Raw genomic sequence first — 21,761 nt, forward strand, 5'->3', positions numbered from 1 at the left:
CCCCTATCTCACGTGGTTGATGCGGATCAGGTTGCCGGAGGGATCGCGCACGGCGCAGTCGCGGATGCCGTAGGGCTGGTCGATGGGCTCCTGGACGATCTCGGCGTGCTCGCTGGCTTGCAGGCGGGCGAAGGTGGCGTCGAGATCAGGGGTGGCCAGGGTCAGCATGGCGTAGGTGCCCTTGGCCATCATCTCGCTGATCACCCGCCGCTCCTCCTCGGTGACGCCGGGGTCGGCGACCGGAGGGTGCAGCACCAGGTTCGTGTCGGGCTGGCCGACCGGGCCGACGGTGAGCCAGCGCAGGCCCTGGTAGCCGACGTCGTTGCGCAGCTCGAAGCCGAGCAGGTCGCGGTAGAACGCCAGCGCGGCGTCCGGGTCGTCGTGGGGGAGGAAGGCGGAGTGGATGGTGAGGTCCATGCCGGCCACGCTAGGGACCTCCCGGGCCGTGCGCTTCTCGATTCCTGACCGGTCTGGTCCGGACCGGGCGGGTGGCCCGCTGCGCGACGCACGAGGGCATCCCCTCGGTCGTGCGCCCCGCCTCTCGGCGATAGGTGCTCGGCGGCATCCCGACCAGCTCGCTGAACCGGGTGCTGAACGTGCCGAGCGAGGAGCAGCCGACCGCGAAGCAGACCTCGGTGACCGACAGGTCGCCACGGCGCAGCAGCGCCATCGCGCGCTCGATGCGCCGCGTCATCAGGTAGGAGTACGGCGACTCCCCGAATGCGCGACGGAACTCGCGGCTCAGGTGGCCCGCGGACATGTGGGCGCCGCGCGCGAGCGCCTCCACGTCGAGCGGCTGCGCGTAGTCGCGGTCGATCCGGTCCCGGACCCGGCGCAGCGTCACCAGGTCCCGCAGGCGCTGGGCCTGGGCCGGGGTCTCGGCGGGCCTCGCGTTCACCTCACGCATCGTGCCACGCGGCGCGGCCAGAAGGCACGTGCCGGACCGGTAGTGTCGCCGGACATGCCTCGATCCCACTCTGTCGCTGTCCCTACTGCCGCCGTCCACGCTGCCCCGGCCCGCTCGCGCCTGCGACTGACGCTGGTGACCTCGGCGCTGACGTCCGTCCTCGCCGCCGGGGTGCTCGTCGCTCCGTCCGCCCAGGCCGCCTGGGGCACCTCCCTGACGGTGCACGGCGCGAAGGTCCAGGTCTGCAAGGTGCCGCTGGCCGGCGGCGACCTGCGGGTCAAGGTCCGTCTGGACAACCGGGCGGCCAAGCACGCCCACATCGCCATGGTCTACCGCCACCGAGGCGACCAGCAGACCCAGGTCAAGGTCCGCGCCCCGCGCGGCGCGTGGTCGGGGGTGAAGGCACTGCGGCTGAAGCGTGGGGACGTGGTCGGGACCGGCATCTCCGAGGTCACCGTCGGCGGTCTCGGCGGCTCGATCAGCAGGTCGTCCATCCCCCGCTGCTGATCGCCCGGCTGGGCGACCGGCTGAGGCTAGGGCGTGGGCGCGTCCGCGGACCTGCCCGGCTGGTTGGTCTCGCACTCGGTGTTGGTGCACACCCGGTCGTCCACGGTCCCGTCCGGGTCGCCGGGGCCGGGGGTGCGGTGGCTGCGCAGCCGGACCTCGCTCCCGCAGACCACGCACGGCTTGTTGTCGAAGTACATCTGGGCTCCTCTGCCTTGTCCCTGAGGTGATGCGCGAGGTGGACTGTCGGTGTCGATTCTCGCGTCCCCCGTTCGACCTTGGGTGGAGAGGGTCCACCCCGGGCCCCGGACACAGGAGCAGACCATGAAGTACATGCTGATCATGCGCGCCGACGACGAGTCCATGGCGGCCTTCGAGAACGTCGACTTCGACGAGATCCTGAACACCATGGGGCGGTTCAACGACGAGATGGTCTCGGCAGGCGTGCTGGTCGCGGCCGAGGGCCTCGACGACGCCGCCAAGGGAGTGGTCGTCGACTACGCCAGCCAGCCGCCGGTGGTCACCGACGGCCCGTACGGCGAGACCAAGGAGCTCTTCGGCGGGTTCTGGGTCCTCGACGTGGCCTCGCAGGAGGAGGCGGTCGAGTGGGCCAAGCGCGCGCCGATGGCCGGCCCCGGCATGAAGACCGAGATCCGGCGCGTCGCCAGCATCGACGAGTTCCCGCAGGACAACGTCTGGGTCCAGAAGGAGCGGGCATGGCGCGAGGCGACCGGCCAACTGTAGACACCCCGCGCCGCGGCCGGGACGCCGTCGAGGCGGTGTGGCGCATCGACTCCGCCCGCATCGTCGGCACCCTGGCCCGTTACACCGGCGACTTCGCGCTGGCCGAGGACCTGGCGCAGGAGGCGCTCGCCGAGGCGCTGGTCAGCTGGCCGCGCGACGGCGTCCCGGGCAACCCGACCGGCTGGCTGCTCACCGTCAGCCGGCGCCGCGCCATCGACGCCTTCCGGCGCCGCGCGGCCCTCGACGAGCGCTACGCCGCCCTCGCCCGGGCCGGTGAGGGCGACGGTCCGGGCCCGGACGACGTGCCGTGGGATCCCGACCGGATCGACGACGACGTGCTGGCGCTGATGTTCGTCGCCTGCCACCCGGTGCTCCCCCGGGAGGCTCAGGTCGCGCTGACCTTGCGCGTGCTCGGCGGCCTGACCAGCGACGAGATCGCTCGGGCCTTCCTGGTCCCCACCGCCACGGTGCAGGCCCGGATCACCCGCGCGAAGAAGACGCTCGCGGCCGCCCGGATCCCGTTCGCCGTCCCCACGACCGAGGAGCGGCGCGAGCGGCTCGGCTCGGTGCTGAGCGTGCTCTACCTGCTCTTCACCGAGGGCGCCTCGGCGACCGGCGGCAGCGAGTGGATCCGCCACGACCTGGCCCGCGAGGCGATCCGGCTGACGCGGATCCTCGCTCGGCTGGTGCCCGACGTCGCCGAGACGCACGGGCTGTTGGCGCTGCTGGAGCTCACCGCGGCTCGCTTCCCCGCCCGGCTGGACGAGGACGGCGAGCCGGTGCTCCTCGAGGACCAGGACCGGCGGCGCTGGGACCGCAGCGCGATCGGCCGCGGCCGCGCGGCCCTGACCCAGGCCGGGCAGACCGGTCGCGGCCTGGGGGCGTACGGCGTGCAGGCCGCGATCGCCGAGTGCCACGCGGTCGCCGGGTCGGTGGCGGCCACCGACTGGGCGCGGATCGTGCTGCTCTACGAGATCCTCGGGCACCTGGCACAGTCGCCGGTCGTGGACCTCAACCGTGCGGTGGCCGTGTCGATGGCACAGGGTCCGGCCGCCGGCCTGCGGATCGTCGACGAGCTGGCCGCCGCAGGCGCTCTGCCCGGGTCGCACCTGCTCCCGAGCGTGCGGGCCGAGCTGCTCACCCGGCTGGGCCGGGTCCAGGAGGCGCGGACCGAGCTCGAGAGCGCCGTGCGCCTGTGCGTCAGCGAGCCTGAGCGACGGCTCCTGCGGCGCAAACTCGTCGACGGCCGCTGAGCCGGCGACGGTGTGCTGCGGCGTACCCCTGGGGGCGGATCAGCCGCAGCAGGCGGGGCGGAACGTCGGGAAGACGTCCTCGGCGTGGTAGATGAGCGTGCCGTCGTCCACCATCTCCCAAAGAGTGGCCAGGACGTGGGCGCGCTCGAAGTGGAGCTCAGCGAGATCGGTGAGGATCTCCATCTGCGACCAGGAGCCTTCGTGGATCGCGCGGAGCACCGCGTCCCTCAGGTCGACCTGGGTGTGCTGGGCGGCAAGCGACAATGCGTTCTCTCCCCTTCGTCGAATGGCGTGGGCTTGCACCTCCATTGTCGACCCGGAATCAAGTCCGGCGCCCGGGGCCCCCGCACTGCCCGCTGTGTGACGAACGCATGACGTTTTCCCGCATTCGGTGGATCTTCGCCAAGTTGTCCGGCTTCCGCTCTCCCCAAGCGCGAATTCCTGGTGCAGACTGACGCGGCACGACTCGGAGGCAGCACGACCCGGAACAACCGCCGGATCATCTCCGGCGTGTTCTCGGGCGCATCGGTCCTCCTTGCGCTCTTCCGCCCGTCCCCGCCCGCTGATCCGGGCCGAAAGGGGGAAGAGATGGCTCACCGTCGTAGCGGTGCCTCTCGTTTCCGTCTGGCCGTGGCTGCCCCAGCCCTGGCCCTCGTCGTGACCGGTCTCGCATCGACCGGCGTGAGCACCAGTGCCGCTCCATCGCAGGACGACACGACGAGCCCCACCGACGCCCCAGCGGTGTCGGAGAGCTACATCAACTACGTCGCACCCCAGGTCGAGAAGGCATTCGGGTCCGACTCGCGCGTCCGCAAGGGCGCCAAGGCCGCCGCCCAGCGCGAGGAGGCCATCGCCGAGGCGATGAAGTTCGACGCCAAGCATGCGCAGGGCAACCCGGTCGCCGCCCGCGAGCTCGCGCGGCTGGAGGCGAAGTCGATCCGCACCGGCAAGTCGCCGCACTACTTCAAGTCCCGCTTCAAGAAGGCCAAGAAGACCCAGGAGGCCAAGCTCCTGACGATCCTGGTCGAGTTCAACGAGCAGGCCAACGACGACTTCACCGACGTCATGGTCCCGACCGAGTACGGCGCCACCGAGTGCCAGCCCGGATCGGTCCAGAACGGGCCGCTGCACAACAACATCGAGAACCCGGCCGAGGGCAGCATGCCCGACAACAACTCGATGTGGGTGGAGGACTTCTCCTCCGAGCACTACAACAAGATGCTCTACACCGAGCGGGGGATCACCAAGCGGATCCGCCCCGACCTGCGCGGCCCCGACGGGCGCAAGGGCATCGACATCTCCGGCTACACGATGAAGAACATGTACGAGGAGATGTCGCAGGGCGCCTACACCGTCGACGGTGAGGCCACCCCGTGGGTCAAGGTCGACCACTCCGAGGGCTGGTACGGCGCGTCGGTGTGCCACCCCAACGCGGAGGGCGTCTACGAGGCCGGCGCCGTGCAGGACATGCAGGGCCACCCCGACAACGAGCTCGGCGCGGGCCAGCTCCCGATCGACGCCGTGGCCGCGCTGGCCGAGTCCGACCCCGACTTCCCGTGGGCCGACTACGACATCGAGGACCAGGGCGACCGCGACGGCGACGGCAACTACTACGAGCCCGACGGCGTCATCGACCACGTCGTGCTGGTGCACGCCGGTGCCGACAAGTCCGGCGGCGGCGGCACCGAGGGCACCTACGCGCTGTGGGCGCACTCCTCGGCCGTCCCCGGCGGTGCCAGCATCCCCGGCACCGACCTGCGGCTGTCCAACTACATCGTGCAGCCCGAGGACTCCGGCGTCGGCGTCTTCGCCCACGAGTACGGTCACGACCTCGGTCTGCCGGACCTCTACGACACCGCCAGCGGTGGCGACTCCGACGTCGACTTCTGGGACCTGATGTCGTCCGGCTCGCACGCCGGCCCGATCTTCCAGTCGATGCCCACGCACATGGGCCTGTGGGACAAGTACATGCTCGGCTGGGTGGACCCGCTCGAGGTCAACCCCGGGGACCGCTCCCGGACGGTGCTGGTCGGCCAGAACTCGCGGCCGCTCAAGGGCACCCAGGACGGCGTCAAGATCAACCTGCCCGACAAGACCCTCACCCTGGCCGAGCCGCACAGCGGCGAGAACATGTGGTGGAGCAACAACGACCAGAGCTGGGCGATGAACACCATCACCCGCTCGGTCGACGTCCCGGACGCCGCTGACGCGAGGTTCTGGATGTGGAACAACTACGTGATCGAGCAGGACTGGGACTACGGCTTCGTCGAGGTCTCCACCGACGGCGGGACGACCTGGAGCCAGCTCAAGGTGTACGACGAGGCGGGCGCCGAGGTCAGCACCCCCGACGGCTACCCCGACCCGAACGGCAACCTGGCCTCGATGGGTGGGCGCAAGTACGGCCTCACCGGCTCCTCCGGCGGCTGGCGCCACGACTACGTCGATCTCTCGGCGTACGCGGGCAGCACGGTGCAGCTGCGGCTGATGCAGGCCACCGACGCGGCGTTCACCGAGCGCGGCTGGTTCGCCGACGACTTCTCGCTGACGGCCGGCGGCGAGACCGTCTGGTCCGACGACGTGGAGTCCGGCGAGAACGGCTGGACCGCTCAGCGGGGCACCTTCGTCGACGGGGAGGCGCTGGGCGAGGGCTGGGTCATCGACACCGGCACCAGCTCGCAGGCGCAGTACTACCTGGTCGAGTGGCGCAACTTCGACGGGTTCGACGAGGGCCTGAAGTACGCCTACGACACGACCTACCAGAGCGCGGACGGGTCGTGGAAGGTCGAGAAGATCAAGTACAACGCTCCCGGTGCCCTGGTCTGGTACCGCGACACGGCGTACGGCGACGCGAACCACGTGCTGAACAACCTGACCACGCTGCCCAGTGAGGGCGCCAAGGGTGGTCTGCTGATCGTGGACAGCCACTACGACCCGCTGCGCCGTACCGGTGCCGCGGCCGCGCTGGACCCCACGACGCTGAAGAACGTGCCGTCGCGGGTGCAGTCGTCCAACGCGGCGTTCGGCCTGCAGCGGACCTACTCGTTCCGCGAGTGCGTGACCTCGGCGGACCTGAGCGTCGAGGAGTGCACCTTCTTCAAGCCGCTGCAGGCGGTGCGCTCGTTCACCGACGACCTGGGCTGGTACCCGGGCCTGGAGGTCCGTGAGGGTGGGCAGCTGTTCTACCGCGACGCCGACGCGTCGGTGGTGGTGCCGTCCTTCGGCAACGCGCCGTACTCGACGCGGGTCGTGGACGCCCAGGGCAACCCGTTGCCGGACTACTACGGCCAGAACATCGGCCTGGCGACGCCGCTGGGGACCGGCAACCCGGTCGACGACGGGGTCTCCTACGGAACCCGGGTCACCGTGAAGATGGCCCTGATGGGCAACGAGGCGGCGCTGATCAACATCGTCGCCCCGAAGAAGGGCTGATCGGCACCCGTCGATTCGCTCGGTCGTGAGGCGTCGGTCCCCTCGGGGGCCGGCGCCTCACGCGCGTTCAGCGGGCGGCGTTCAGCGAGTGGCGCGCTGGGCGGCGCGGACCAGCCCGCCGCCGATGATCAGCCGTTGGATCTCGCTGGTGCCCTCGTAGAGGCGCAGCAGTCGCACCTCGCGGTAGATCCGCTCGACCGCCACCTCGCGCATGTAGCCCGTGCCGCCGTGCACCTGCACCGCCAGGTCGGCGACCCGGCCCACCATCTCGGTGCAGTGCAGCTTGGCCACCGACGGGGCGATGCGCCGGTCCTCCCCGCTCACGTAGAGCCGGGCCGCCTCGCGCACCAGGGCGCGGCCCGACATCACGCCGGTCTGCATGTCGGCGATCATCGCCTGCACCAGCTGGAAGTCGCCGATCGGCGTACCGCCCTGGGTGGCGTGCGCGGCGTAGGCGACCGACTCGTCGAGGGCCCGCTGGGCGGCGCCCACCGCCAGCGCGGCGATGTGGATGCGGCCCCGGGCCAGCGACGTCATCGCCGCGCGGTAGCCCGCGTCCTCGTCGCCCCCGACCAGCGCGCTTGCCGGCAGCCGTACGCCGTCGAGGTGCACGTCGGCGGTCCAGGCGCCCTCCTGGCCCATCTTGCGGTCCTTGGGACCGATGGAGAGGCCGGGCGTGTCCGCCGGGACCAGGAAGACCGCGATGCCGGTGCCGTGCTCGTCGGCGGGGCGGGTGCGGGCGAAGACCAGGAACAGGTCCGCGATCGGGGCGTTGGTGATGAACCGCTTGTCGCCGTCGAGCACCCACTCGTCGCCCTCGCGTACGGCGCGGGTGCGCAGGCCGGCCGGGTTGGACCCGGCGCCGGGCTCGGTCAGCGCGAACGACGCCACCACCTCGCCCGCGGCGATCCGCTCGAGCCACTCCTCCTGCTGGGCGCGGGTGCCGAAGCCGACGAGCACCTGTCCGGCGATGCCGTTGTTGGTGCCGAACATGGAGCGCAGCGCCAGGGACGTGTAGCCGAGCTCCATCGCGAGGTCGACGTCCTGGGTCAGGTCGAGCCCCAGGCCGCCCCACTCCTGACCGAGGGCGTAGCCGAACAGCCCCATCCGCGCGGCCTGCTCGCGCAGGTCGTCGGGGATCGCGTCGGTCTCCATGATCTCCAGCTCGCGCGGCACCACACGCTCGCGCACGAACGAGCGGGTCTGGGCGAGGATCTCGGCGAAGTCGTCGGCGTCGACGGCGGGTTGGGCGGGGGATGGGTGGAGGGTTGGGCGGGGGGACGGGTGGCGGCGGGGGTGGCGGACTCGGCGCTGGGCATGGCGACAGTGTCGTGGGGCGCAGGCGCCGGGCCAAGGGGTACGCGGCCCGAACCGGTGGTGCGCACCGCCCAGGGGCAGCCGCGGCGATGAGTTCGGGTGATCGGCGCGGTCGACACCGGTGATGACCACGCCCCGGCGGCGCCCACCTGCGAGAGGACGGAATCCGATGAGCACGAAGCTGACCCCCTACCTCAACTTCCCCGGCACGGCCCGGGAGGCGATGACCCACTACCAGCAGGTCCTCGGCGGCACCCTCGAGCTGCACACGTTCGCGGAGTACGGCACGAGCGATCAGGCCTTCGCCGCGCAGATCATGCACGGCTCGCTGGAGACGCCGGCCGGCCTGACGCTGATGGGCTCCGACATGCCCCCCGGGGAGGAGTTCCGACCCGGGAACAACCTCACGGTCAGCCTCGCCGGCTTCGACGGCGAGGACGGCGACGACCTGCGTCGGTGGTGGGCCGGGCTCAGCGAGGGCAGCGAGATCACCGCCCCGCTGGAGAAGCAGGTCTGGGGCGACGAGTTCGGGATGTGCACCGACAAGTTCGGCGTCGCCTGGATGGTGAACATCGGCATGGGCGCCCCCGCGTAGGCCCGTCGCCCGGCGTGCCCGCGTCGTACGGGGCGGCGGGGGTGCTTGCGTCGTACGGGCGGCGGGCGTGCCTGCGTCGTACTGGCCACACGGAACCCGCACTTCCCACGCGTTGCAACGTGTGGGAAGTGCGGGTTTCACGAGTTAACTCGTGAAAGCCACAGCCCCACGCATCACGCCGCCCCCACCACCCCCTGCTGACCCAGCGTCATCCGGGCGAGCTTTGCCAGCTGCGCCGGCGCCGTGGCGGGGGTGAGATCGGCGAGCCAGCCGTTGGGAAGCGAGAGCCGCAGCACCTTGTGCCAGGCGGAGGCGACCTGCTGGGGCAGCGGCGCGGAGTGGTAGCGCAGCCCGTAGCGCTCGAAGAGCGCCTGCACCCGGGGGGCGATCTCGCCGTAGCGGTTGCTGGGCAGGTCGGGGAAGAGGTGGTGCTCGATCTGGTGGGACAGGTTGCCGGTGAGCAGGTGCAGCAGCGGCGGTCCGGAGACGTTGGCGGAGCCGAGCATCTGGCGCAGGTACCACTCGCCGCGCGTCTCGCGCTCGTCGAGCTCGGCCTGCTCGAAGGTCTCGACGCCCTCGGGGAAGTGCCCGCACATGATCACCGAGTGCGACCAGACGTTGCGGATCAGGTTGGCGGTGGCGTTCGCGGCCAGGGTCCGCCGCCAGCCCGGCCCGGACAGCAGCGGGTGGATCAGGTAGTCCTTGGCGACCTGCTTGCCGGCCTTGCGCAGCGCCTGCTTGATGCGCCCCTTCAGCTCGGGAGTGATCCCCTTGCCCTGGCGCAGGTGGTCGCCGAACTCGATGTCGTACATCGCGATGCCGTACTCGAAGATGCAGGCGTTGACGAGGTTCCACACCGGCTGCACGAGGTAGCGGGGCTGCCAGGGCTGGTCCTCGTCGACGCGCATGATCCCGTAGCCGAGGTCGTTGTCCTTGCCGAGGATGTTCGTGTAGGTGTGGTGCACCTCGTTGTGGGCGCGCTTCCACTGCTCGGGCGACGAGGCGTGGTCCCAGTCCCAGGTGGTCGAGTGGATCTTGGGGTCGCGCATCCAGTCCCACTGCCCATGCAGCACGTTGTGGCCGATCTCCATGTTGTCCAGGATCTTGGCCAGCGCCAGGGCACCCGTGCCGAGCACCCACGCGGGGCGGAACGCGCCGGCCAGCAGCAGCGCCCGGCCACCGAGCTCGAGCTTGCGCTGCACGTCGATGACGCGACGGATGTACGCCGCGTCGCGCTCGCCGCGGCTGTCCAGGACGTCCTGGCGGATCGCGTCGAGCTGCCGGCCGAGCTCCTCGACGTCCTCGGCGCTCAGGTGCGCGACCTGGTTGTCGGGCTTCTTCTGCAGGGCGGTCATGTGGCTCCTCGTGACGGTGGCGCGGGCCGGCTCGGTACCCGTCGGGGTCGGGGCGAGCGGGCCTCCATCCCCACTAGTCTTCCCCACCGCGGCAAGGCGAACACCTCTCGGCCCGGAGAACGGCCTCGGTGGGGATCACGCCGGGGGGCGAGCGGAGCCGGCGCCCGAGCCTGCGGACCGGTTGAGGACGGGCAGCCGGCGTAGCAGCTTGCCGATCTCGGCGATCCACAGCACGGTCGAGCCGATGCCCAGCGCCGCCAGCCACTGCCCCGAGGTGAGGTCGGTGGTGGTCAGCAGCCCGTGCAGCACATCCATCTCCACCAGCAGCACCAGCAGCACCACGACGACCGCGGTGGCCACGAACGCCGAGGTGTTCTCCAGGGTCTCGCGGCGGAAGACGCTGCGCTGGAGGTGGCGCACGTTGAGCAGGTTGAAGACCTGGAAGAACACGAACGTCGCGAACGCCATCGTCGCGGCGGTGCTCGCCTCGCCCAGCTCCGGCTCGGGACCCGGTCCCCACTCCAGCACCGCCAGCGTGCCGAGCGCCATCACCACGCTGGCCACCAGGATCGGCAGCAGCCTGGCCGTGCTCAGGATCCGCTCGCGGGCGGGTCGCGGCGGCCGGGTCATCGCGTCCTCGCTGACCGGGTCGACGCCCAGCGACATCGCGGGCGGGCCGTCCATCACCAGGTTCACGAAGAGGATCTGCAGGGCGGTGAACGGCGCACCCCCGGCGAGCCCGGTCAGCGAGGCGACCAGGAAGGTGAGCACGAACCCGAGTGCGGTGGAGATCTGGAACATCGTGAACTTGACGATGTTGTCGTAGATCCCGCGGCCCTCGCGCACGGCCCGGACGATGGTGGAGAAGTTGTCGTCGGTGAGCACCATCGTGGCGGCCTCCTTGGTGACCTCCGTGCCGGTGATCCCCATCGCGACCCCGATGTCGGCGCGGCGCAGCGCCGGGGCGTCGTTGACCCCGTCGCCGGTCATCGCGACCACGTCGCCGCGCTCCTGCAGCGCCCGCACCATCCTGATCTTGTGCTCGGGGGAGACCCGGGCCACCACTCCGACGTCCTCGAGCCAGGTGCCCAGGTCCGGCTCGGGCACCGCGTCCAGGTCGGCGCCGGTCACCGCGCGGCCCCCGATGCCCAGCTCGCCGGCGATGGCGCCGGCGGTCACCGCGTGGTCGCCGGTGATCATCCGGACCCGGATCCCGGCGTCGTGGCACTCGGCGATCGCGGCGCGCACCTCGGGACGCGGCGGGTCGACGATGCCGACCAGCGCGACCAGCTGGAGCCGGTCGAGCATCGTCTTGGGGTCGAAGCCCGCCTCGGAGGTGTCGGCGGTGGGGAAGCCCGCGGCGGGGAAGTCCTCGATGCCGACGGCGATCACCCGCAGCCCCTGGGCGGCGAGGTCGTCGTTCTGCTCCGCGATCGCGGTTCGGTCGGCGTCGGTGAGGGGCACGGCGCCACTCGGGCCGAGGACCGAGTCGGAGCGGCGCAGCAGCACGTCGGGCGCGCCCTTGACGAAACACCGCACGATCGGCGCGCCCTCGGCGTCCACCCAGGCGTGGAAGGTGGCCATGAACTTGTGCGCGGAGTCGAACGGCACCTCCAGCACTCGCGGCCGCGCCTGCCGGATCGCCGCGACGTCGTAGCCGGCCTTCTCCGCCAGCACCACCAGCGCGCCCTCGGTGGGGTCGCCGACCACGGCGTCGCCCTGCAGGGCGGCGTCGGTGCACAGCGCCAGCGCCAGTACGGCGTCGTCGAGGGACGCGGGCAGCGCGTCGCCGTCGGTCGAGCGGACCCGCCCGTCGGTGGAGTAGCCCTCCCCGGAGACCGTGAACCGGCGCCCCGCATGCAGCACCACCCGCGCGGTCATCTGGTTGAGGGTCAGGGTCCCGGTCTTGTCGGTGCAGATCTGCGAGGTGCTGCCCAGCGTCTCCACCGAGGCCAGGCGCTTCACGATCGCGCCGCGCCGGGCGAGCCGGCCGGTGCCCATCGCCAGGGTGAAGGCGACCACCGCCGGCAGGCCCTCGGGGATGGCGGCGACGGCCAGCGAGACGGCCGTGACGAACAGGTCGCCGAAGTCCTGGCCGCGGGCCAGGCCCAGGGCCAGCACCACCACGATCACCACCGCGGAGAGCACCGCGAGGCTGCGGCTCAGCGCGTCGATCTGCTTCTGCAGCGGGGTCGCCCCGGGCTCGGCGCCGTGCAGCAGGTCGGCGATCCGGCCGGTCTCGGTGGCCATCCCGGTGGCGGTGACCACGGCCTCGCCCCGGCCGCGGGTCACCGCGGTGTTCAGGTACAGGCAGGTGACCCGGTCGGCCAGCGGCGCGTCGGGACCGACGGCGGCGCGTGCGTCCTTGGCCACCGGCTGGGCCTCACCGGTCAGGCCGGACTCCTGCACCTCCAGCGAGACCGCCGCCAGCAGCCGGGCGTCGGCGGGCACCCGGTCGCCGGCCTCGACCGCGATCACGTCGCCGACGACGAGGTCGGTGGAGGCCACGCTCACCTGCCGGCCGTCGCGTCGTACCCGCGCGGTGGTCACCACCATCTCGCGCAGCGCGGCCAGCGACGCCTCGGCGCGCGACTCCTGCACGAAGCCGATGGTGGCGTTGAGCAGCACGACCACGGCGATCGCGATCGGCGTCTCGATCTCCCGGGTGACCACCAGGCTGACCCCGGCGGCGGCCAGCAGGATGAGGATCAGCAGGTCCTGGAACTGGCGCAGGAACGCACGCCAGCGCGGCTCACGGGGCGCCTCGTCGAGCTGGTTGGGCCCGTCCCGGGCGAGTCGGCGCTGCGCCTCCTCGCTGCTGAGCCCGGTGGCCGGGTCGACCTCCAGCTCGCTCGCCACCGACGCCGCGTCGAGCGTGTGCCAGGCAGGGGCGGGGGCGCCCTGCTGGTCGGTGCCGGACGGCGTCGCTGACCGCATGAGCCCAGTGTGCTCCTGTGCCGTGGCCGGGTCAGCCCCTTCGACGGGTGTGCGCGTCATGCGCCGACGCGATAGGGCAGGCTGATCCCATGTACTTCGTGGGCGTGGATCTCGCATGGGGGGAGAAGCGGCCCACCGGAGTGGCCGCGCTGGACGCCGAGGGTCGGCTGGTCCACCTGTCGGCGCAGGGGCCCGACGAGGCGATCGCGGCCGCGCTCGCGCCGTACGTCGCCGACGGCTGCCTGGTGGCGATCGACGCGCCGCTGGTGGTCACCAACGCGACGGGCAACCGGCCCGCGGAGGCCGCGCTGAACCGCGACTTCGCCCGCTTCGACGCCGGTGCCCACCCGGTCAACACCGCCAAGGCGGAGCTGAGCCCGCAGCCGCGCGGAGCCCGCCTGGCGCAGCTGCTGGACCTCGACATGGACCCCGAGTCCACCTCGTCGCGGCGCGCGATCGAGGTTTACCCGCACCCGGCGACGGTGGCGCTGTTCCGCCTCGGGCGGACGCTGAAGTACAAGAACAAGCCCGGTCGCCCCTTCGCGCTGCTGCGCGACGAGCTGCTGCGGCTGATGGACTGTCTCGAGGACCTGGCCGACGCCGAGGTCCCGCTCCTCCTCGACGGGCCCGACCAGGCGTGGGGCTCGCTGCGTGCGGGCGTCGTGGCCGCCGAGCGCAAGGCCGACCTGCGCCGTGCCGAGGACCAGGTCGACGCGGTCGTGTGCGCCTACGTCGCCCTGTACGCCGAGCGCCGCCCGGCCGGCGTCACGACGTACGGCGACTACGCCACCGGCTACATCGTCACCCCCACGCTGCCCGAGGGGCACCGACCCACCAAGCGCGAGCCCCGGGTGGTGACGCCACCGCCCGAGGAGGTCGCCCGGCGGGCGGTGAAGGCCTACGCCGCGATGCGCCCGCAGTTGGAGGCGGCGACCGAGCGCTACGTCGCGCTGATCACCACGCTGCTCGACGACGCCGGCATCAACTACCTCAGCGTGGCCGGGCGCACCAAGAGCCTGGCCTCGTTCGCGGCGAAGGCGGAGCGCACCGTGGACGGCCGGCGGCTCTACACCGACCCGCTGACGCAGATCACCGACCTGATCGGGGTGCGGGTGATCGCCTACCTGCACAGCGACGTGGCCGCGGTGGCCGATCTGCTCTCCGACCAGCTCAGCGTGCTCGACGACCGTGACATGGGCCAGGAGACGGCCAGCGAGGGTCGCTTCGGCTATGCCAGCCGACACCTGCTGGTCGCGCTCGATCCGGCGCGTCCCACGCCGCCGGCCTACGAGCCGCTGGTGGGCCGGGCCGCGTCGGTCCAGGTGCGCACGGTGCTGCAGCACGCGTGGGCCGAGTTCGAGCACGACATCCGCTACAAGGGCTCGGTCCCGGCCGAGCACGCGCCCGACCTGGACCGGCGCTTCACGCTGGCCGCCGGCCTGCTCGAGCTGGCCGACCGCGAGTTCTCGATGATCCGCGACCGGCTGCAGGAGTCGATGACCGACCAGCGCGGCGAGCCCGAGGACGTCGACGACCCGCGGATCAGCGCCCAGGACCTGGCCGCGTTCCTGGCCGGCAAGTACGCCGACGCCGGCTGGTCGCGCACCGACCACTACGCCTGGGTCTCCGGGCTGCTGCTGGAGCTGGGGATCACCTCCCTCGACGAGCTGGCCCAGCTGCTGGCGGGTGTGGACAGCGCCTCGATCAACGAGCGGATGGGCTACCGCTACCCACCCGGCGCCGTACGCCGCCTCGACGACGCCCTGCTCGCGGCGTACGGCGAGCGCTACGTGCACCTGCACGGCAACTCCCACCGGGTGCCGCTGCTGCAGGCGCGGCTGGAGAAGCTGATCGGCTGAGGGCGCCGCACCTGGTGAGCAGAGCCTTGTGAGCCGGACCACTTCGACCTAGGTTCGACTCCTGCGGTCCCGGCCGGGCCTGCCGACGAAGGAGGCGGGCGTGCGCGAGACCTTTGACTACGTGATCGTGGGGGCGGGCAGCGCGGGCGCGGTGATCGCGGCGCGGCTCAGCGAGGATCCGCAGACCTCGGTGCTGCTGCTGGAGGCGGGCGGCCCCGCCGACGCCGACGAGATCTCGGTGCCGGCCGCCTTCGCCAACCTGTTCAAGACGCGCTGGGACTGGAACTACCAGACCTCCGAGCAGAAGCAGCTCGGCAGCCGGCGCGCCTACTGGCCGCGGATGAAGGCGCTGGGCGGCTGCTCGTCGATGAACGCGATGATCTACATCCGCGGCAACCGCGCCGACTACGACACCTGGCGCGACCAGCACGGCGCGAGCGGCTGGGGCTACGAGGACGTGCTGCCGTACTTCGTCCGCGCCGAGGGCAACCAGCGCCTCGGCGCGCCCTTCCACGGCCAGGACGGACCGCTGCACGTCGAGGACCGCCGCTACACCCACCCGCTCACCCTCGCCTGGGTCGAGTCGGCGGTGGCGAGCGGCTTCAAGCCCACCGACGACTTCAACGGCGCCGAGCAGGAGGGGGCCGGGCTCTACCAGGTCACCTGCCGCAAGGGCCGGCGCTGGTCGACCGCGAAGGCCTACCTGGAGCCGGCCATGGAGCGGGCCAACCTGACGGTGCGCACCGGTGCGCTGGCCGAGCGGGTGCTGCTCGAGGGCGGCCGAGCGGTCGGCGTGAGCTACCTGGCCGGCGCCGAGACGCGCACGGCGTACGCCGCGGCGGAGGTGGTGCTCGCCGGGGGCGCGGTCAACTCGCCGCAGCTGCTGATGCTGTCCGGGATCGGACCCGGCGCGCACCTGCGCGAGGTCGGCGTCGAGGTGCTCGCTGACCTGCCCGGGGTCGGCCAGAACCTGCACGACCACCCGGCCGTGCCGCTGGTCTTCCACACCCGGGAGAGCACCGACCTGGCCGAGCACAACAACCTTCTCAACCTCGCCCGCGCCAAGCTCACCGGCAGCGGGCCGCTGGTCTCCAACGTGGGGGAGGGCGGCGCGTTCTGGCGCAGCCGCGACGACCTGTCCGCGCCGGACCTGCAGGCCCACATCGTGCCCAGCGGCTACTGGGACAACGGGATGCACGAGCCGACGACCCGCAAGGTGACGGTGGCCGCCACGGTCGTCGACGTGTTCAGCCGCGGCCGGCTCCGGCTGCGCTCCACCGACCCGCGCTGGCACCCCGACATCGACCCTGCCTACTACGACGACCCGGTGGACCTCGACGCGATGCTCAGCGGGGTGCGCCGGCTGCTGGAGACCACCCGCACCGGCCCGTTCGCGCGGCTGATCGACCGGCCGTTCATGCCCGCCTCGCGCGAGCCCGACGACGCCGAGATCCTCGAGCTGGTGCGACGCGAGACCCAGACGCTCTACCACCCGGTCGGGACCTGCGCGATGGGCACCGGGGAGGACGCGGTCGTCGACCCCGAGCTGCGGGTGCACGGCGTCGAGGGCCTGCGGGTCGCCGACGCCAGCGTCATGCCGACCGTCCCGCGCGGCAACACCAACGCCCCCACCATCATGATCGGCGAGAAGGCGGCGGACCTGCTCCGCGGTCGCAGCGCCGGGAAGGCCACCTGATGCCCGAAGCAGTCACCAACGCCCCCACCGCCCCGTCGGCCGACAAGCTCGAGTCGCTCAACCCGGCCACCGGGGACGTGGTCGGGGTCTACGCCGTCGACGACGCGGCCGCGGTGGACGCGGCCGTCGCCCGGGCCCGGGAGGCCGCCCGCTGGTGGCGCGGCATCGGCTTCGACGGTCGCAAGGAGGTGCTGGCCCAGTGGCGCGGGGTGATCACCCGGCGGATGGGGCAGCTCGCGGACGTCGTACACCAGGAGACCGGCAAGCCGCACGGCGACGCCGCGCTCGAGATCGGCCTCGCCATCGACCATCTCGCCTGGGTCGGGTCGCACGCCGAGAAGGTGCTCGGTCGCCGGCGGGTCTCGCCGGGGCTGCTGATGGCCAACCAGGCGGCGACGGTGGAGAACCTGCCGCTGGGCGTGGTCGGCGTGATCGGTCCGTGGAACTACCCCGTCTTCACGCCGATCGGCTCGATCGCCTACGCGCTGGCTGCCGGCAACACCGTGGTCTTCAAGCCCAGCGAGCTCACCCCCGGCGTCGGGGTCTGGCTGGCCGAGAGCCTGGCCGAGGTGGTGGGAGACCGGGCGCTGCTGCAGACCGTGATCGGGTACGGCGCGACGGGCGCCGCGCTGTGTCGCTCCGACATCGACAAGCTGGCCTTCACCGGCTCGACCGCGACGGGCAAGAAGGTGATGGCGACCTGCGCGGAGCGGCTCACCCCGGTGCTGATCGAGGCCGGCGGCAAGGACGCGCTGCTGGTCGACGAGGACGCCGACGTCGCTGCCGCTGCGGACGCCGCCGCCTGGGGTGCCTTCTCCAACGCCGGGCAGACCTGCATCGGGGTGGAGCGGATCTACGTGCACGAGCGGGTCTACGACGACTTCCTCGCCGAGCTCACCCGGCGCGCCGGCGAGATCCATGCCGGCTCCGACACCGAGGCCAAGTTCGGCCCGATGACGATGCCCAGCCAGGTCGAGGTGATCCGCAGCCACGTCGAGGACGCGCTGGCCAAGGGTGCGCGGGCGCTGGTCGGCGGGGTCGGCGCGGTCGGCGAGCGCTACGTCCAGCCGACGGTGCTCGTCGATGTGCCGGAGGACTCGCTGGCCATCACCGAGGAGACGTTCGGGCCGACGGTGACGGTGAACAAGGTCGCCAGCATGGACGAGGCGGTCCGGCTCGCCAACGCCGGGCGCTACGGCCTCGGGTCGACGGTGTTCTCGGCCAAGCGCGGCCCCGAGCTGGCCCGCAAGCTGCGCTCGGGGATGACGTCGGTGAACTCGGTGATCTCCTTCGCCGGTGTCCCGGGCCTGCCCTTCGGCGGCGTCGGCGACTCCGGCTTCGGGCGCATCCACGGCCCCGAGGGGCTCAAGGAGTTCACCTACGCCAAGGCGGTCGCCCGCCAGCGGATGAAGCCGGTGATGAACCTGACCACCTTCGACCGCTCCGCGAAGGTCGACCAGACCTTCGTCACCCTGATCACCGCCCTGCACGGCCGCGCCAGCCAGATCCCCAAGCGCGCCCGCGACCTGACCCGCCCGCTGCGCCTGATCCGCCGCTGACCCGCGAGTCGGCGCAACCTCACGCTGCAGGGCGGTCGAGTCGGCGTGAGTTCGCGTCGTACGGCGGTCGAGTCGGCGTGAGTTCACGCCGTACGGCGGTCGAGTCGGCGCAACCTCCCGACGCAGGGCGGTCGAGTCGGCGCAACCTCCCGCCGACTCGGCCCTCGGAGGATGCGACTTCACGCCGACTCGGCCCTCGGAGGATGCGACTTCACGCCGACTCGGCCCTTGAGGGCTGTGAGTTCGCGCCGACTCGGCCCTTGAGAGCTGTGAGTTCGCGCCGACTCGGCGCTCGGGGGGTGTGAGTTCGCGCCGACTCGGCGCGGGTTAGGCGCGGCGGGCGCGCAGGAGGCGGTACTCCCACTCCATGCCGTGGGGGGTTCCGGCGCCGAAGAGCAGGGCCAGCTCCGCCAGGCGCTCGTCGAGCTCGGCGACCTTGGCCGGGTCGTGGGCGATGGTCTCGTAGGTGGACATCGCCGGCCCCACGTGCGTCTTGAAGTAGTCGCGGAACTCCTCACCGGCCTCGAACCGGGAGGTGCGCAGGGAGCGCGGCTCGGTCTCGAGCTGGTCGATCCCGTCGCCGAAGAGCGCGCGCACGTGCTCGGCGGTCCCCCACAGAGTCGGCGAGAACCGGCCCGTCTGCGGCGTGTTGACGCTCTGGCGCAGCGCGTCGATCACCTGGCCGAAGAACCCCTCGGGGGTCCAGCTGACGACGCCCAGCACCCCGCCGGGCCGGCAGACCCGGACCATCTCGTCGGCCGCCGCCTGGTGATCGGCGACGAAGGTGACGCCAAGGCAGGACAGCACCACGTCGAACGCGCCGTCGTCGAAGGGCAGCGCCTCGGCGTCCGCGGCCTTGAAGCGCACCCGCAGGCCGGCCCGCTCGGCGAACACGCGCGCCGCGTCGAGCATCTCCGGCGTCTGGTCGGAGGCCGTCACCTCGGCACCGAGACGAGCCGCGGGGATGGTGGCGGTACCGGCGCCCGCGCCGATGTTGAGCACCCGCAGCCCGGTGCGGACGTCGCAGTAGCGCACCAACGCCTCGCCGAGCTCGGGGAGGAACTGGGTCGCCACGCTGGGGAAGTCGCCCAGCGCCCACATCCGCTGACGCGCCTGGAGGTATCGGTCGCGTTGTCGGGCCCTGATCGAGTGGTTCATGACGTCCTTGTGCGGGTCTACCGAAGGCGGAGTCGTCTCTGCACCGTCACCTTCGAGTCTGCTCCGCCGCGCTGGCCCCGACAAGGGTCGCGCGTGGTGCCCGGTGCCCCGAGGCACCGGGCGCGGGCCTCAGGCCCCGATCTTCGCGAACTCCTGGGCCACCTCGGCGCCGAGGCGGGCGTTGCTGCGCACCAGTGCGATGTTGGCGGTCAGGCTGGCACCGCCGGTGATCTCCACGATCCGGCCCAGGAGGTACGGCGTGGCGTCCTTGCCGCGGATGCCGAGGGAGTCCATGTCGGCCAGGGCCTGCTCGATGATCTCGCCGATCTCGTCGGCCGGGATCTCGTCGGCCTCGGGGATCGGGTTGGCGACCACGACGGCGCCGTTCAGGCCGAGGCTCCACTTGGCGTCCATCACCGCGGCGATCTCGGCGGCGCCGTCGACACGCAGCGGCGCGGCGAACGGGCTGCGACGCGAGTAGAACGACGGGAACTCGTCGGTGCCGTTGACCAGGACCGGGACGCCCAGCGTCTCCAGCTTCTCCAGGGTGAGCCCGATGTCGAGGATCGACTTCACGCCGGCGGAGATCACCGCGACGTCCGTCTGGCCGAGCTCGGTGACGTCGGCGCTGATGTCGAAGGAGTGCGCCGCCCCGCGGTGTACTCCGCCGAGCCCGCCGGTGACGAAGGTGCGGATCCCGGCCAGCGACGCGAGCCGCATCGTCGAGGCGACGGTGGTGGCGCCGTGCAGGCCACGGGCCATCACGTAGCCGAGGTCGCGCACGCTCACCTTGAGCACGTGCTCGTCGGAGGCCAGCAGCTCGAGGCTCTCGGCGTCCAGGCCGATGCGGGCCTGGCCGTTGAGCACCGCGATGGTCGCGGGCACGGCGCCGAGGTCGCGGATGATCTGCTCCACCTCGAGCGCCATCTCGACGTTCTGCGGGTAGGGCATGCCGTGGCTGATGATCGTGCTCTCGAGCGCCACCACCGGGGCCCGGTCGCGCAGGGCCTGCTCGACCTCGGCGGTGAGGGTGAGCGCGGGGTGGGGGGTGGGGAGGGTCATCGGGGGCTCCTGGGCTGGGTGGTGACGGAGGTGTTGGGGGCGGAGGTGTGGGGTGCGGAGGTAGGGGACTCGGGGGCGCTCGCCAGGCACTGGGACACCAGGCGGGCGGTGAGGTCGGGACGGACGGTGTCGCTGCTGGCGATGGTCAGCGCGGACGCGGCGTGGCCGAAGCGCGCCGCGTGGGTGGGGTCGTCGCCCTCGAGCAGGGCGTGGCAGAAGGCGGCGAGGCCGGAGTCGCCGGCGCCGGTGACGTCCTCGACCCGCTCGGCGGGCACGGCGTCGAGGAACTCGTGGCCGTCGGCCCGGCTCAGCAGCGAGCCGCGCTCACCCAGACGGACCCAGGCGATCTCGACCCCACGCTCGTGCAGGGCCCGGGCCGCACGCAGCAGGTCGTCGTCGGTGACGGTGGCCAGGCCGGTGAGCGCCGCGAGCTCGTCGCGGTTGGGGGTGGCGGCGTAGAGGGGCCGGTCGGGACCCAGGAGCGGCGCGACGAGGCGTGCCTTCGGCGCGCTCACCGGGTCCAGGACGACCCGGCATCCGGCGGCGGTGGCCAGGTCGAGCGCGTGGGTCAGGGTGGGACGCGACAGGTTGCCGTCCAGTACGACGAGGCCGGCGGCGGCGAGCAGGTCCCGGGCGGCGTTGACCTGCTCGACGCTGAGCTGGTCGGTGGCGGCCATGTCGGCGACCGCGACGAGCAGCTCGCCGTCGGCGTCGAGGACGGCGGTGTAGGTGCCGGTGGCGCCGGGCCAGCGCCGTACGTGCTCGACGTGGACGCCGGCGGCCGAGGTCGAGCTGAGCAGGGAGTCGCCGAGGGCGTCGCTGCCGATCGCGGCCACCAGGTGGGTGCGGGTGCCCAGGCGCGCCAGGTTCTCGGCGATGTTGCGGCCCACGCCGCCGGGAGCCATCGAGCCGGTCCCCGGGTTGGAGGTGCCCAGGGCCGCGGTCACCGTGCTGCGCGCCTTGATGTCGACGTTGGCGCCGCCGATGACGACCACGCCGGGCTGCTCGCTGAGGACGTAGCCGCGCCCCAGGATCACGCCCTTCTTGCCCAGGTTGGACAGGTGGACGTTGACGGCCGTGCGGGTGGTGCCCAGCGCCTGCGCGATGGACTCCGAGTCGATCGTCGGCTGACGACGCAGCAGGCCGACGATCTCGCGCTCGCGCTCAGTGAGGTTCACGCTTACTAACGTAAAGGATCTTTATTAAAGTTAGCAAGCGGCACGCCGCGCGACTTCTCGCGCCGCGACCGGCCTCACAGGTGACGCACAGGCCCAGCAAAGCGTCGCCCCAGCGCGGTCGCCGGTAATGGGGGCAGCACCCGCTCACCGGAGGCTCGATGTCCCAGCTGCCCATGGTCGCCGCCGACCTGGTGGTCGCCTTCCGCTG

General features: G+C 72.1%; 18 protein-coding genes. 8 read left to right on the forward strand and 10 right to left on the reverse strand.

What is annotated here, in order from left to right; translation table 11 throughout:
* Positions 1-3 precede the first annotated feature (3 nt).
* Together AC6EI4_RS02785 and AC6EI4_RS02790 are read right to left on the reverse strand one after the other, a co-directional pair.
* Positions 4-417 (reverse strand): VOC family protein, encoded by a 414-nt coding sequence (locus AC6EI4_RS02785; protein ID WP_498419964.1) that lies wholly within the window; start codon positions 415-417, stop codon positions 4-6.
* 10 nt (positions 418-427) lie between these two features.
* Positions 428-907 (reverse strand): helix-turn-helix transcriptional regulator, encoded by a 480-nt coding sequence (locus AC6EI4_RS02790; RefSeq protein WP_498450502.1) that lies wholly within the window; start codon positions 905-907, stop codon positions 428-430.
* Between the two features lie 135 nt (positions 908-1,042).
* On the opposite strand from AC6EI4_RS02790, the gene AC6EI4_RS02795 reads away from it, so the two are divergent.
* Complete coding sequence (locus AC6EI4_RS02795) at positions 1,043-1,414, forward strand: hypothetical protein (RefSeq protein WP_498450503.1); 372 nt, start codon at positions 1,043-1,045, stop codon at positions 1,412-1,414.
* A gap of 26 nt (positions 1,415-1,440) precedes the next feature.
* On the opposite strand, the gene AC6EI4_RS02800 is transcribed toward AC6EI4_RS02795, so the two are convergent.
* Positions 1,441-1,611, reverse strand: coding sequence for a hypothetical protein (locus AC6EI4_RS02800; protein WP_498450504.1), 171 nt, complete (start codon positions 1,609-1,611; stop codon positions 1,441-1,443).
* 124 nt (positions 1,612-1,735) lie between these two features.
* Between AC6EI4_RS02800 and AC6EI4_RS02805 the strand changes: the two genes are divergently transcribed.
* Complete coding sequence (locus AC6EI4_RS02805) at positions 1,736-2,155, forward strand: YciI family protein (RefSeq protein WP_498419958.1); 420 nt, start codon at positions 1,736-1,738, stop codon at positions 2,153-2,155.
* The gene (locus tag AC6EI4_RS02810; protein WP_498419956.1) at positions 2,128-3,408 is read left to right on the forward strand and encodes an RNA polymerase sigma factor; all 1,281 of its coding nucleotides are present in this window, start codon (positions 2,128-2,130) and stop codon (positions 3,406-3,408) included. Before AC6EI4_RS02805 ends, AC6EI4_RS02810 begins: the two co-directional genes overlap by 28 nt.
* A gap of 39 nt (positions 3,409-3,447) precedes the next feature.
* On the opposite strand, the gene AC6EI4_RS02815 is transcribed toward AC6EI4_RS02810, so the two are convergent.
* Positions 3,448-3,672 carry a hypothetical protein gene (locus tag AC6EI4_RS02815; protein ID WP_498419954.1) on the reverse strand — a complete coding sequence of 75 codons (225 nt, stop codon included), beginning with the start codon at positions 3,670-3,672 and terminating at the stop codon, positions 3,448-3,450.
* A gap of 477 nt (positions 3,673-4,149) precedes the next feature.
* On the opposite strand from AC6EI4_RS02815, the gene AC6EI4_RS02820 reads away from it, so the two are divergent.
* Positions 4,150-6,837, forward strand: a complete 2,688-nt coding sequence (locus AC6EI4_RS02820; RefSeq protein WP_498450505.1) for an immune inhibitor A domain-containing protein — start codon at positions 4,150-4,152, stop codon at positions 6,835-6,837.
* A gap of 81 nt (positions 6,838-6,918) precedes the next feature.
* On the opposite strand, the gene AC6EI4_RS02825 is transcribed toward AC6EI4_RS02820, so the two are convergent.
* Positions 6,919-8,052 carry an acyl-CoA dehydrogenase family protein gene (locus tag AC6EI4_RS02825; RefSeq protein ID WP_498450574.1) on the reverse strand — a complete coding sequence of 378 codons (1,134 nt, stop codon included), beginning with the start codon at positions 8,050-8,052 and terminating at the stop codon, positions 6,919-6,921.
* A 271-nt stretch (positions 8,053-8,323) separates the two neighbouring features.
* Between AC6EI4_RS02825 and AC6EI4_RS02830 the strand changes: the two genes are divergently transcribed.
* On the forward strand, positions 8,324-8,749 hold the full coding sequence (locus AC6EI4_RS02830; protein WP_498450506.1) for a VOC family protein: 426 nt from the start codon (positions 8,324-8,326) through the stop codon (positions 8,747-8,749).
* 173 nt (positions 8,750-8,922) lie between these two features.
* On the opposite strand, the gene AC6EI4_RS02835 is transcribed toward AC6EI4_RS02830, so the two are convergent.
* Together AC6EI4_RS02835 and AC6EI4_RS02840 are read right to left on the reverse strand one after the other, a co-directional pair.
* On the reverse strand, positions 8,923-10,104 hold the full coding sequence (locus AC6EI4_RS02835; RefSeq protein ID WP_498419948.1) for a fatty acid desaturase family protein: 1,182 nt from the start codon (positions 10,102-10,104) through the stop codon (positions 8,923-8,925).
* A 135-nt stretch (positions 10,105-10,239) separates the two neighbouring features.
* Positions 10,240-13,041, reverse strand: a complete 2,802-nt coding sequence (locus AC6EI4_RS02840) for a cation-translocating P-type ATPase (protein WP_498450507.1) — start codon at positions 13,039-13,041, stop codon at positions 10,240-10,242.
* A gap of 89 nt (positions 13,042-13,130) precedes the next feature.
* Between AC6EI4_RS02840 and AC6EI4_RS02845 the strand changes: the two genes are divergently transcribed.
* From AC6EI4_RS02845 to AC6EI4_RS02855, 3 genes are all read left to right on the forward strand, one after another.
* On the forward strand, positions 13,131-14,900 hold the full coding sequence (locus tag AC6EI4_RS02845) for a DUF429 domain-containing protein (RefSeq protein ID WP_498419945.1): 1,770 nt from the start codon (positions 13,131-13,133) through the stop codon (positions 14,898-14,900).
* A gap of 100 nt (positions 14,901-15,000) precedes the next feature.
* Positions 15,001-16,596: a GMC family oxidoreductase gene (locus AC6EI4_RS02850; protein ID WP_498419944.1), complete on the forward strand. Its 1,596-nt coding sequence runs from the start codon at positions 15,001-15,003 to the stop codon at positions 16,594-16,596.
* Positions 16,596-18,155 carry an aldehyde dehydrogenase family protein gene (locus AC6EI4_RS02855; protein ID WP_498450508.1) on the forward strand — a complete coding sequence of 520 codons (1,560 nt, stop codon included), beginning with the start codon at positions 16,596-16,598 and terminating at the stop codon, positions 18,153-18,155. The genes AC6EI4_RS02850 and AC6EI4_RS02855 overlap by 1 nt, the downstream gene beginning before the upstream one ends.
* Positions 18,156-18,482: 327 nt before the next feature.
* Here AC6EI4_RS02855 and AC6EI4_RS02860 read toward each other — a convergent pair whose 3' ends face one another.
* The 3 genes from AC6EI4_RS02860 to AC6EI4_RS02870 all read right to left on the reverse strand — a co-directional run bounded on the left by AC6EI4_RS02860 (position 18,483) and on the right by AC6EI4_RS02870 (position 21,553).
* Positions 18,483-19,313 (reverse strand): class I SAM-dependent methyltransferase, encoded by an 831-nt coding sequence (locus tag AC6EI4_RS02860; protein WP_498419941.1) that lies wholly within the window; start codon positions 19,311-19,313, stop codon positions 18,483-18,485.
* Between the two features lie 129 nt (positions 19,314-19,442).
* Positions 19,443-20,375: a pseudouridine-5'-phosphate glycosidase gene (locus tag AC6EI4_RS02865; RefSeq protein ID WP_498450509.1), complete on the reverse strand. Its 933-nt coding sequence runs from the start codon at positions 20,373-20,375 to the stop codon at positions 19,443-19,445.
* On the reverse strand, positions 20,372-21,553 hold the full coding sequence (locus tag AC6EI4_RS02870; RefSeq protein ID WP_498450510.1) for a carbohydrate kinase: 1,182 nt from the start codon (positions 21,551-21,553) through the stop codon (positions 20,372-20,374). The genes AC6EI4_RS02865 and AC6EI4_RS02870 overlap by 4 nt, the downstream gene beginning before the upstream one ends.
* Between the last annotated feature and the right edge of the window lie 208 nt (positions 21,554-21,761).

Source organism: Nocardioides sp. Z43_10 (genome assembly GCF_059766615.1).

Excerpts from the sequence above, each read along its gene's own strand:
- AC6EI4_RS02790 (WP_498450502.1), bottom strand. The coding sequence starts at position 907 with ATGCGTGAGGTGAACGCGAGGCCCGCCGAGACCCCGGCCCAGGCCCAG.
- AC6EI4_RS02855 (WP_498450508.1), top strand. The coding sequence starts at position 16,596 with ATGCCCGAAGCAGTCACCAACGCCCCCACCGCCCCGTCGGCCGACAAG.
- AC6EI4_RS02845 (WP_498419945.1), top strand. The coding sequence starts at position 13,131 with ATGTACTTCGTGGGCGTGGATCTCGCATGGGGGGAGAAGCGGCCCACC.
- AC6EI4_RS02800 (WP_498450504.1), bottom strand. The coding sequence starts at position 1,611 with ATGTACTTCGACAACAAGCCGTGCGTGGTCTGCGGGAGCGAGGTCCGG.
- AC6EI4_RS02865 (WP_498450509.1), bottom strand. The coding sequence starts at position 20,375 with ATGACCCTCCCCACCCCCCACCCCGCGCTCACCCTCACCGCCGAGGTC.
- AC6EI4_RS02860 (WP_498419941.1), bottom strand. The coding sequence starts at position 19,313 with ATGAACCACTCGATCAGGGCCCGACAACGCGACCGATACCTCCAGGCG.
- AC6EI4_RS02805 (WP_498419958.1), top strand. The coding sequence starts at position 1,736 with ATGAAGTACATGCTGATCATGCGCGCCGACGACGAGTCCATGGCGGCC.
- AC6EI4_RS02810 (WP_498419956.1), top strand. The coding sequence starts at position 2,128 with ATGGCGCGAGGCGACCGGCCAACTGTAGACACCCCGCGCCGCGGCCGG.
- AC6EI4_RS02835 (WP_498419948.1), bottom strand. The coding sequence starts at position 10,104 with ATGACCGCCCTGCAGAAGAAGCCCGACAACCAGGTCGCGCACCTGAGC.
- AC6EI4_RS02840 (WP_498450507.1), bottom strand. The coding sequence starts at position 13,041 with ATGCGGTCAGCGACGCCGTCCGGCACCGACCAGCAGGGCGCCCCCGCC.
- AC6EI4_RS02830 (WP_498450506.1), top strand. The coding sequence starts at position 8,324 with ATGAGCACGAAGCTGACCCCCTACCTCAACTTCCCCGGCACGGCCCGG.
- AC6EI4_RS02785 (WP_498419964.1), bottom strand. The coding sequence starts at position 417 with ATGGACCTCACCATCCACTCCGCCTTCCTCCCCCACGACGACCCGGAC.